Origin of the sequence: Rhodopseudomonas sp. BR0C11, assembly GCF_010820945.1 — a bacterium.
GTDB lineage: Bacteria > Pseudomonadota > Alphaproteobacteria > Rhizobiales > Xanthobacteraceae > Rhodopseudomonas > Rhodopseudomonas palustris_H.
The window spans coordinates 1-10,530 of sequence record NZ_QTKI01000154.1 but is presented as its reverse complement, the minus strand read 5'-3'; the positions used below and the strand labels follow the sequence as shown (position 1 = coordinate 10,530).

The following is a 10,530-nucleotide window of genomic DNA, read 5'->3' as shown; positions in this document are numbered from 1 at the left end:
ATCGGCATCCGCTCATACAGCCGGGCGCAGGCCTCGCCGATCGGCATGCCGATCGCCTGGGTTTCGATGATGGCATTGAACTCGCCCCGTAGCGGCTCAGGTGAATCGGCGGCCACCATCTTGATCGAGTCGAACAAAGGCAGGCCGGCCTTGATACCGCGAACGATAACGTCAACCGCGTCGGGGAGGGCAGCCAGAAACTTCTTCTCGCGGCGGCGCTTGAGATAGCCGAGCGTCCAGCGCGGCAGTCCGAAGCCGGCGGCGAAACCAAGACCGGCCGCGGCCGGCAGTCCGGCGCCCAAGATGATCGCGATACCGAACACGAAGATGCCGAGCGAAGCCGAAACCACGCCGAATTTGCCGGGAGTCCAATCGAGGCCAGCCTGCGACAGCTTGGCGGTCAGCGGGACGTTCTTCTGCTTTTCGTTGCGGGTCTCGATCTCTTTGAGAGAGCCTTCGATCTGCTCGCGCCGTGACCGCTGCGTGCGATCGGCTTGACGCACGGTGGGCGTGGAGCGCGCGACGGAGGTCAGCCGCTGTTCGACAGTCTTCTCTCCGGACAGCAGCGGATAGACGAAAACCCATGCCACACCGCCGACGGCGATGGCAGCGAAGAAGCCGAGTGCGAGCGTTTGCATTTCTATCGCTCCGGCCTCTTATGAGTTGACCACGACCTCCGCGGCATCCAGCGCCGCGGCGAGTCGTTGCTCTTCGCCGTAATAGCGGGCGCGCTCCCAGAACCGCGGACGACCGATGCCGGTGGCGCGGTGGCGGCCGACGATGTGACCGTTGGCGTCCTCGCCCAACAGGTCGTAGACGAAGATATCCTGGGTGATGATGGTGTCGCCTTCCATCCCCACCACCTCGGGGACGTGAGTGATGCGGCGGGAGCCGTCACGCAGGCGAGCCGCCTGGATGATTACGTCGATCGAGGCGCAGATCATCTCGCGGATCGTGCGCGAGGGCAGCGCGAAGCCGCCCATCGTGATCATCGATTCACAACGTGACAAAGCTTCGCGCGGATTGTTGGCGTGCAGCGTGCCCATCGAGCCGTCGTGGCCAGTGTTCATCGCCTGCAACAGGTCGAACGCCTCTGGTCCGCGGACTTCGCCGACGATGATCCGCTCAGGACGCATACGCAGACAGTTGCGGACCAGATCTCGCATCGTGATCTGGCCTTCGCCTTCGATGTTCGGGGGACGGGTTTCGAGGCGCACCACGTGCGGCTGCTGCAGCTGCAATTCGGCCGCGTCTTCGCAGGTGATGATGCGCTCGTCGTCGTCGATATAGTTGGTCAGGCAGTTCAGGAGGGTCGTTTTACCCGATCCGGTACCGCCCGAGATCAGCACGTTGCAGCGGACCCTGCCGATGATCTGCAGAATCTGAGCGCCCTCCGGCGTGATCGCGCCGAATTTGACCAGCTGGTCGAGCGTCAGCTTGTCCTTTTTGAATTTGCGGATGGTGAGGGCTGGTCCGTCGATCGCCAGCGGCGGCACAATCGCGTTGACGCGGGAGCCGTCGGCGAGGCGTGCGTCGCAAATCGGCGAGGATTCGTCGACGCGGCGGCCGACTTGGCTGACGATGCGCTGGCAGATGTTGAGGAGCTGCTGGTTGTCACGAAACCGAATGCCGGTGCGTTGAATCCGGCCTGCGACTTCGATGTAAACCGTGCCGGCACCGTTGACCATGATGTCGGAAATGTCGTCGCGCGACAGCAGCGGCTCGAGCGGACCATAGCCGAGCACGTCGTTGCAGATGTCGTCGAGCAGTTCCTCCTGCTCGGCGATCGACATCACGATGTTCTTGATCGCGATGATCTCGTTGACGATGTCGCGGATTTCTTCTCGGGCGGATTCGCCGTCGAGCTTGGCAAGCTGCGCCAGATCGATCGCTTCGATCAGCGCGCCGAAGATCGTCGCCTTGACTTGGTAGTAGTTCTCGGAGCGTCGCGTCTCGACTGCCACTGGCGGCGCTGAAGGGGGGCGCGCTGGTGCGAGCGGTGGTGATGACACGACCGGCTTGGGTTCGACGGCGCGCATCGTCGGCTCCGGCGAGAAGCTCGCCGGTTTCAGGGCCCTGACTTCGTTTTCCGGTCCGCGCTTACCAAACACCTCGATACTCCAACACCAGGCTTACTTGGCCCGCAACTTCTCCAGAATCGGCCCGAGGAACGACCCCTTCGGCTTCTTGGCCTCTCCGCGCCCCGTCAGCCGCTGGGCGATCTGCAGGAACATTTCCGTTGTCTTATGGTTCGCCGCGATTTCCGCGATCATCTGGCCGTTGTTGGCGGCCGCGCCGAAGATCTGCGGCTCGAACGGGATCGAGACGATCGGTGGGCTCTCAATCGCCTTGGCGAACTCGCTCGTAGAGATCTCGGGGCGCTTCGGCACGCCGACCTGATTGAGACAGTAGAGCGGGGGACGATCGTTCGGCCGTCCTGCCTTCAAGAGGTCGATCAGGTTCTTGGTATTGCGCAGATTGGCGAGATCGGGCGTCGCGACGATCAGGATGTCATCGGCGGTGATGAGGGAACGCTTGGCCCATCCGGTCCATTGATGCGGCACGTCGAGCACAATGCACGGCATCGTGGTGCGGAGCGTGTCGAAGACCGAGTCGAATGCATCGGCACCGAAATCGTAGACGCGGTCCAGCGTCGCCGGCGCAGCCAGCAGGCTGAGATGGTCGGTGCATTTCGACAGCAGGCGATCGACGAAGGCGGTATCGACGCGGTCGGGTGCAAATACCGCCTCCGCAATACCCTGCGGCGGGTCCTGGTTGTAGTCGAGTCCGGCGGTGCCGAACGCGAGATCGAGATCGGCGACGACCGAGTCCAGCGCCAGGTCACGGGCGATCGCCCAGGCGACGTTGTGGGCAACGGTGGATGCGCCAACGCCCCCTTTTGCTCCGACCACTGCGATGATGCGGCCGACGGCTTTGGCTTCAGGGGCCGAGAACAGATTGCAAATTGAGCGCACGACGTCGATCGGCTGCACCGGCGCGATCGCGTAGTCGCTGACGCCGCGCCGGACGAGTTCGCGATACAGCGTGACGTCGTTGACTTTGCCGATCACGATCACCCGCGTGCCCGGATCGCACACCGTCGCGAGCTGGTCGAGACCGGCCAGCACGTCGCTGCGCGCGTCGGTTTCGAGCACGATGACGTTTGGCGTCGGAGCGGAGCGATAGGCTTCGATCGCCGCGACCACGCCGCCCATCTGGATCTTCAGATGCGCCTTGGCGAGACGACGATCTTCGCCTGCAGCCTGCACGGCGGCGGCAGTCTCGACGGTCTCGCAGAATGCTTGAACCGAGACGCGGGGAGCCGGCGCGATGTGATCCTCCGGCCCCGCGTCCGGGGCCGCCGTGGCCGGTTCGTCCTGATTTTGCCGCGAGTAACTGATCATTGTCCGACGCCGCTCAACTTGCTCTTGTCGCTCGTGTCCGGTTTGGTCGTGCGATAGGTGTCGTAGGTCACAGCGCGACGTGCGGTGTAAGGCGGCGTTTCAGGGCGCGGCTGGACCAGATCGGCGGGATTTTCGACCATCGCAGCAAGATTGCGCTGGTTGGCGCAGCCGAGATTCCAGTAAGGACGATTGTCGTAGTAGCCCTTGTTCTTGATGCTCGGACCGAGATCCTCCGGCCACAACCCGCAGGGGCCTGCCACGGCTGTCACCCTCGGATAGATCAGGCGGATGGTCGCGAACGTGCGCGGGTCGGCCGGACGATAGTGCTTCACCGTCACGCCGCGCGGCGGCACGCCGTTGGCCGCGAGCACCGACTGAATCTCCCGGATGGTGTCGGAGGCGGCGCGGGCGTTGGGCGTGTCGGAGGGCACTTCGGCAATGATCGCGCCGGTGCCTTCTCGCAGCCAGGTCTGGCCGAGCTCGGCGACTTCCGCGCGCTGTACGGGGGTGAGACCGCCCCGGCCGTTGCCGACGAAGACTTCGACCGTACGATCAGCCTCGCGGATCGCGATCGGATGGCGCTGCCGATAGTCGGTCGGGATGCTCTGGGTGACTTCGACTTCCCGGCTGGTGTGGGTGCAGGCCCCCAGTGACAGCGAGAAACCGATCAAAGCGGCCCCGAGACCGAGGCCGCGTGCCACTTTGGCGGAGGTAGGAGATGTCATTGTGCTGTCCTCGCTCCGCCTAGTCGGTGATGAAGCCGAACCGGCCGCGATAGGTGCGGGCGGGCTCGGTCCGGCCGGGAACGCCGTAGAGCTTGTTGATGCTGCCCAGCAGGTCGGATTGCGGATCCGAGGCGTCGGCGAAGCCGTCGTCGGGCCGCGACAGATCCTTTTGCGCCACGGCGCGCACCACGTAGGGCGTCACCAGCACCATCAGCTCGGTCTGGCGGTTGATGTAGTCGCGGCTGCGGAACAGCGTACCGAGGATCGGCAGTTGCGCGGCGCCGGGCATGCCATTGATCGCCTGCTTGGTCTGCTCCTGGATCAAGCCGGCCATCGCAAGCGAGCCGCCCGAGGGAATTTCCACCGTGCTCTCGACGCGGCGAGTCTTGATCGACGGCACCGACATGTTGCTGATGATGACAGAGTTGTCGCTCGACACCTCCGAGACTTCGGTCATCACCTTCAGGCTGATCCGGCCTGCGGTCATCACCACCGGCGTGAAGTTGAGCAGGATACCGAACTTCTTGAACGTCACCGACGGCGTGCAGACGCCGTTGGTGCAGGTCACGCCGCTCGGCACCGGGAATTCACCGCCGGCCAGGAAGGTGGCCGGCTCGCCGGAGATCGCCGTCAGATTCGGCTCGGCGAGGGTACGCACGACGCCGGCGCTTTCCATCGCGCGCAGCGTTGCAGTGACCGACGGCAGCGATCCGAATTTGGTGGTCAGTGCATTGGTCGAAACCAGCGGACCACCCGACTGGGTGAATGGATTGGAGTTGTTGAAGTTCACCACGGCGGTGCCGTAGGCCATGTTGGCACTGAGGTCGACGCCGAGCTGCTTGACGATGTCCCGCTGCACTTCGGCAACGGTGATCTTCAGCATCACCTGATCGCGGCCGCGGACCGCGATGTTGTTGACGACCTTCTTGTCTTCACCCACCAACCGCACGGCGAGGTCGTAAGCCTGCTGCGCGTCGATCGGGGAGGTCACCCAGCCGTTCAGCATCACGCCGTCGCCAAGGCCTTCGACCTGGATTTCGGCGTTGGGCAAGGTCTGCTTGAGCGCAGTGCGAAGACCGTTGAGGTCGCGCGTGACTGCGATGTCGTAGGCGGCGATCTGCCGGCCGGCGGAATCGAAGAACACGATGTTGGTCTGGCCGACGGCGGCGCCGATGATGTAGGCGCGCTGCGCCGAACGGACCACCGCATTGGCGATCTTCGGATCCGCAACCAGCACGTCTTTGATGTCGCGCTGCAGGTCGATCACCATCGACTTGCCGATGCCGAGCGAGACCGATTGGGCGTTCAGGCCGGACGATGCCGGTGGGACAGGTGTCGCACGGTAGTCGCTGGCGTGAACCGCGGTCCAGCTCGGGATCAGCGTCAGCGCCACGGCTGCGGATAGGGCGATCGCCGTGGTGCGCCAGAAGTGGGGCGATCGGGGGCCGGTATTGCGAGTCATCTCCCGTCCTCCGATCATCTCTGCAATGATGTCTGAGTGGTAATTTCGTAGCGCGCCACCTTGACGGAGCCACGCTTGGCTTCGGTGGTGTCGTTCGAGGCAGTCTGCCGCGCGTCGGCAAGGTTCGGTGCCAGCGACAGCGTTTCGCCTTGTTGTGCGTTAGCGGCGCCGGTCTCTAGGGAGATCTCGGTCGAAATGGCGCGCATGCCGGCAGGCAGGATCGCGGGCACGGAGCCGGCACCATCGGCTTTGACCAACTTCTGTTTGCGGATCGGCTCACCGGCAATGAAGGGCGCGCGGGCGATCGAGCCGCCAAACTCGGTGGTGGCGCTGGGTTGAGTGTCGCGGCGGATGAAGTTGGAGCTGGCACTTGCGGCGTGCCAAGTCTGCCATTGCAGATCGCCAGCCGTCACGACTTGACCGAGCGGAATGTCGTTCTTGGCGACCAGGACTTCGATCGTCTGAAGCTGGGCAACCGGCGCAGCAGCGGCAGCCGGCTGCGGACCGGCGCTGCTGGCCAGATAAGCGGCGACGCCGCCGGCACCGACAGCGACGGTCAGCACGACAATGCGCGCGGGATTCATACGCTTCACTTTCCACATGACTCGGGCGGCGCACCCGCCGCAGTGAGGCGAGTTGACCAGCTATTCGTCAAAGCATGGTTAATGAGGCGTATCTAAATCGCGTTAACGGGAGGTTCCCGGGCAATCAGCCCAGAGAGAGACGGGCGATATCAACCGCCTTGATCCATTCGGTGTGCGGGTAGATCACCAGCGCGCCCATCGCCAGCGCGATGCCGTAAGGAATGCCGGTTTGCTGGTCGTGCAGCCGCAGGACCCAGCCCTGGCAGGCCAGGCGATAGGGCAGAGGCCACTGTCGGAAGCCGAGCAGCAACAGCGTCAGCGCGCCGCCGAACAGCGAAGCGTACAGCAGGTAGTCCAACAGGTGGTCGAAGCCGAACCATAGCGCCGCGGCGGCCACCACCTTGGCGTCGCCGCCGCCGATCCAGCCCATCGCAAAGCAGCCAAAGGCGACCGCAAGCACCAGAGCGCCGGCCCCGAAGTGCAGCAGGATGTCGTATGCGCCGAGTCCGGTGAGCGGCGCCAAGAGCAGGAAGCCGGCGACGAGCAACAGCGAAATCCGGTTGGAGATCGTCATCGTCAGCAAGTCGCTGGTTGCGGCGAAGGCCATCAACGCAGGAAACAGCGAAATGCGAAGCAGGTCGGCGATCATCTTGGCCTCGTCGGAACTCTGCGGACAATCGAACCAGCACGGGTTCGAAAGCCAAACTAGACGGCAGAAGTGAATGATCGGGAAATGTGGTCCGTTCTCACCACAGCGTTGCAGCGATCTGGACAAGAACCGCCGCGACTGCGAGCGCGAGGGCTGCGCAGACCATCTGCCGCGCGGCCGTGTCGCGTGAGGCCGCAACTGCGCCATCAGGCGCCGGAATCGGTTGGATATGATCGGAACGGTGCATTGCAGTTCTGATCGTGAGACGGAGCGTGAACAAAAAAGGCCCCGGAATGCCGGGGCCTTGATTGTTCGGCCGACCGCCGATTACTTCAGCGCGTTCTGGACGCTGGTGAAGGTCGAGTTCAGCTTGCCGGCGAGGCCCTGCACCGCGGCAATGATGGCGAGCGAGATGCCGGCGGCGATCAGGCCGTATTCAATCGCGGTGGCGCCGGATTCGTCCTTGATGAAACGCGCAACGATGTTCTTCATCGGGTAGCTCCATGTACACGTGGCTGTCGAACTCTGTTTGGTCTTGCCGGCGTTCTCAGCACCGTGACCATGGAGCTAACCCTAGGGGGGGGAAATTGCAGCGCAGTTAATTCGATTGCGTAAACATGGGGGCATCAGGTGTTTCGTTGGCACTTCCGGGGGAGGGTAAATGTGCTGTTAATTTGAAGTAATTGAGTGGCGAAGTCCGTGTTCTCGGCACGCCGATACCGTGGTCCGTACCAGCGCGACGCAAGCTGCTTCAAAATTGGACAAACTGTATCAAATTGTTCTGTTTTGATTTCAGCTTGATTCATAAATCGGCGGGTGCCTTGTCATTGTCGTGTGCCAATGCCGCTAAGAACCACGTCCGTCGGTTCGTAAACCTTCCACGGTTGAGAGCGCCGTCGATCCATTTCACACAGCATTCGGCGAGCACACTTTGTTCTTTGGGGTTGTTGGGCGTGCTTTCTGCGCCCGCGAGTGCCGGTGCTGAGTGGGTAATTGCTGACGGCGCGGATCAGGCGAAGCTGATCAGGCTGTCTCTGCATGGTTCTGGATCCGCTCATTGCGGATGTGTCTCGCCAGCTTGGAGGCTTGGTGGTCGTCCGTTGATTGGGAATCGCAAGGTGCGCGCCGATCTCGATCTAACCGCGGCGTGCGAAGCTGGGGCATCTGAACGCCACTTGAGGTTGGCAACGAATCTGACCGGGAGCCTCGACGAGCAGGCGAGCCGTGTGTCGAGACTTGCAAGGACCTTAGTGTGGCAGTCGGCCGACACCTTTGGGGCCAGAACGTTGTGGTTGACGCGCGGTTAACAGCGCGTCGCATTTCGTTTCAATACAGAGAAACACTTCCACAATGTGTTGCGATTAGGTTGCCTCGAACAGAGGTCGACTGACGGGAAGAGGGTTACGGATCGATGCCGTCCATCGTTTCACCGGCGCGAGCAATGGTTTGCAAATTTCGTCGTAACCGGAAGGGCTCTGCGGCCGTCGAATTTGCGATCGTTGCCCCGATTTTCTTCGCGTTGTTGTTCGCGATCATCGAAGTGGCGATGATCTTTTTCGCCAGCCAGGTGCTGGAGACCGCGGTTCAGGATTCGTCGCGGCTGATCTTTACGCGGCAGGCTCAGAATTCTTCGATGACGCAGGATCAGTTCAAGACCGAGATCTGCAAGCGTCTCGTCTCGCTGTTCGATTGCAACGGCGTCCGCGTCGACGTGCAGAATTATGGCAGCGATTTCAGCACCGTGAACATCACCACACCGATTGATACCAACAAAAATTTCGTCGACAACATGCAGTACAATATCGGCAAGGCTGGCGATATCATCGTGGTTCGCGCCTTCTATCAATGGCCATTGTTCGTCACCGGTCTCGGCTTCGACACCTCAAATCTTGCCGGTGGTAAGAGATTGCTGTCGGCAACCGCCGCGTTCCGCAACGAGCCTTGAGCGAGCAGCGCGATGCGGTTCAGTTTCCAACGTCTTGTTTTTGTTCGATCGCTCGTGTTGCTGCGACGGCTGCAACGCGATCGCCGCGGCGTGGCCGCGATCGAGTTCGCAATCATCGTTCCGGTGATGCTGGTGATGTTTCTCGCAACCGTTGAAGTCACGTCCGGTATCGCCGTCGACCGCAAGGTGACGCTGGTGGCGCGGACGTTGTCGGATCTGGTGTCGCAGTCGACCAGCGTCACTGACAACGACCTCAAGAACGTGTTTGCCGCGAGCTACGGCGTGTTGACTCCGTATTCGGCGACGCCGGTCAAAGCGACCATCACCGAGGTCTTCGTCAACAAGAACCAAGTTGCTACGGTGCAGTGGAGCAAGACGGGGACCGTCACGCAAAGTGGTAGCTCGGCTACCGCGACGGTGACGAATTCGACCCGGCAGGTGGGTGACGCCATCACGATTCCGGATGGCCTCAAAGTCGCCAACACCTATCTGATCTTGAGCGAAGTCAGCTATCAGTATCAGCCGACGGTTGCGTACTTCATTCCTCAGGCTGGTATTAGCCTGACCGACCAGTCTTACACGCGGCCACGACAATCGCTCTGCGTTTTGTACGGCACCACGGTGTGTCCGACGAACTAGGTCTTTCCTCTTTAGCGCTCACACGCCGACATCTGCTAAAGAGGCGTCCCCAAAATGAAAGAGGCCGCGCTGTTAACGCGGCCCCATTCGGTTCAGAACCTAAATCTGCTCAGCTTGCAGCGCGCAGATTGTCGGCCGACGACTTGCCAGAGCGGCGATCGGCGACGATTTCGTAGCTGATCTTCTGGCCCTCGCGCAGGGTGCCGAGACCGGCACGCTCGACAGCGCTGATGTGCACGAACACGTCGTTGCCGCCATCATCCGGCTGGATGAAGCCGTAGCCCTTGGTCGCGTTGAACCACTTCACGGTTCCCATGCTCACGGGTGGTAGTCCCTTCTCAATATAGACACGGTCGATGCCCACTTTGTCTCGGTGGGCTGGTGAGATCGAATTTTTGGAAGGGTCGTCAGCGTTCTGAACCGGCTGTACCGGTGGATAGCTAATGTCGTCCGGCCGAAAATCGATTAACAGATATTATGCGAAGCCTGTCCCCAAAACAATCCTGGCATGCGCGATTTTTTGAGCCGCGGAGGTTCCGGAAGTAGGGGGCTGTCGGGCGCTTTGCGGTCGGCAAAGCGCCTTGTTGTTAGGCAGTTTGCCTTAGCGACGGCGGAACTGACCGCGCGGCGGACCGCTGCGCGGCGGGCCGCCCGGACGCTCGTCCTTGTGACGGAAGATCAGCCGGCCTTTTTCCAGATCGTACGGGGACATCTCGACCGTGACCCGGTCGCCGGCCAGCGTCTTGATGCGATTCTTCTTCATCTTGCCGGCGGTATAGGCGACGATTTCGTGTCCGGTATCGAGCTGCACGCGGTAGCGCGGGTCGGGGAGAATTTCGGTCACCAGTCCTTCGAACTGGATCAGCTCTTCTTTGGCCATCGGTATCTCCAGATCGGCTGTTCGTTAGCGGTGGGGGCGGTGCTGATGAGCGGTCGGTGCGGGGCGGTTTTTGCGCTGCAAAAACGCGACGCCCTGCAGACCCTCACCATTCCCGCCGTGCTGCGGTCGCGGCGCTGCCTCGTGGCGGCTGGCGTCCGACTGGCGGGCGGGCCCGGCTGCGGGACCGTGGCGCCGACGATTCTTTCCCCGCGTCGGTGCATCGCCGCTGCGCGGAGAATGGC

Annotated in this window: 12 protein-coding genes; 2 read left to right on the top strand and 10 right to left on the bottom strand. The window is 62.2% G+C overall.

Annotation, left to right across the window (positions count from 1 at the left end; genetic code table 11):
- The 8 genes from DYI24_RS13625 to DYI24_RS13590 all read right to left on the bottom strand — a co-directional run.
- Positions 1-644, bottom strand: a 644-nt coding sequence (locus DYI24_RS13625) for a type II secretion system F family protein (RefSeq protein WP_164572677.1), incomplete at its 3' end; no start/stop codon positions are given.
- Positions 645-656: 12 nt separating this feature from the next.
- Positions 657-2,111 carry a TadA family conjugal transfer-associated ATPase gene (locus tag DYI24_RS13620; RefSeq protein ID WP_164572676.1) on the bottom strand — a complete coding sequence of 485 codons (1,455 nt, stop codon included), beginning with the start codon at positions 2,109-2,111 and terminating at the stop codon, positions 657-659.
- A 21-nt stretch (positions 2,112-2,132) separates the two neighbouring features.
- Complete coding sequence (locus DYI24_RS13615) at positions 2,133-3,404, bottom strand: CpaE/TadZ family protein (protein WP_107345434.1); 1,272 nt, start codon at positions 3,402-3,404, stop codon at positions 2,133-2,135.
- A complete protein-coding gene (locus DYI24_RS13610; RefSeq protein WP_107345433.1) occupies positions 3,401-4,129 on the bottom strand; it encodes a CpaD family pilus assembly protein in 729 nt (242 codons plus the stop codon). The genes DYI24_RS13615 and DYI24_RS13610 overlap by 4 nt, the downstream gene beginning before the upstream one ends.
- A 19-nt stretch (positions 4,130-4,148) precedes the next feature.
- Positions 4,149-5,591, bottom strand: a complete 1,443-nt coding sequence (locus DYI24_RS13605; protein ID WP_164572675.1) for a type II and III secretion system protein family protein — start codon at positions 5,589-5,591, stop codon at positions 4,149-4,151.
- 14 nt (positions 5,592-5,605) lie between these two features.
- Positions 5,606-6,175: a Flp pilus assembly protein CpaB gene (gene cpaB / locus DYI24_RS13600; RefSeq protein WP_502706341.1), complete on the bottom strand. Its 570-nt coding sequence runs from the start codon at positions 6,173-6,175 to the stop codon at positions 5,606-5,608.
- A 124-nt stretch (positions 6,176-6,299) separates the two neighbouring features.
- The gene (locus DYI24_RS13595; protein WP_164572673.1) at positions 6,300-6,824 is read right to left on the bottom strand and encodes an A24 family peptidase; all 525 of its coding nucleotides are present in this window, start codon (positions 6,822-6,824) and stop codon (positions 6,300-6,302) included.
- 327 nt (positions 6,825-7,151) lie between these two features.
- Positions 7,152-7,316 carry a Flp family type IVb pilin gene (locus DYI24_RS13590; RefSeq protein WP_011159214.1) on the bottom strand — a complete coding sequence of 55 codons (165 nt, stop codon included), beginning with the start codon at positions 7,314-7,316 and terminating at the stop codon, positions 7,152-7,154.
- A 919-nt stretch (positions 7,317-8,235) separates the two neighbouring features.
- Here DYI24_RS13590 and DYI24_RS13585 point away from each other — a divergent pair.
- Together DYI24_RS13585 and DYI24_RS13580 are read left to right on the top strand one after the other, a co-directional pair.
- Positions 8,236-8,769 (top strand): TadE/TadG family type IV pilus assembly protein, encoded by a 534-nt coding sequence (locus DYI24_RS13585; RefSeq protein ID WP_164572672.1) that lies wholly within the window; start codon positions 8,236-8,238, stop codon positions 8,767-8,769.
- A 12-nt stretch (positions 8,770-8,781) separates the two neighbouring features.
- Positions 8,782-9,408, top strand: coding sequence for a TadE/TadG family type IV pilus assembly protein (locus tag DYI24_RS13580; protein WP_164572671.1), 627 nt, complete (start codon positions 8,782-8,784; stop codon positions 9,406-9,408).
- Positions 9,409-9,517: 109 nt separating this feature from the next.
- Here DYI24_RS13580 and DYI24_RS13575 read toward each other — a convergent pair whose 3' ends face one another.
- Positions 9,518-9,730 (bottom strand): cold-shock protein, encoded by a 213-nt coding sequence (locus DYI24_RS13575; RefSeq protein WP_011440687.1) that lies wholly within the window; start codon positions 9,728-9,730, stop codon positions 9,518-9,520.
- Positions 9,731-10,009: 279 nt separating this feature from the next.
- Positions 10,010-10,288 (bottom strand): translation initiation factor IF-1, encoded by a 279-nt coding sequence (infA, locus tag DYI24_RS13570; RefSeq protein WP_164572670.1) that lies wholly within the window; start codon positions 10,286-10,288, stop codon positions 10,010-10,012.
- Positions 10,289-10,530: the final 242 nt, after the last annotated feature.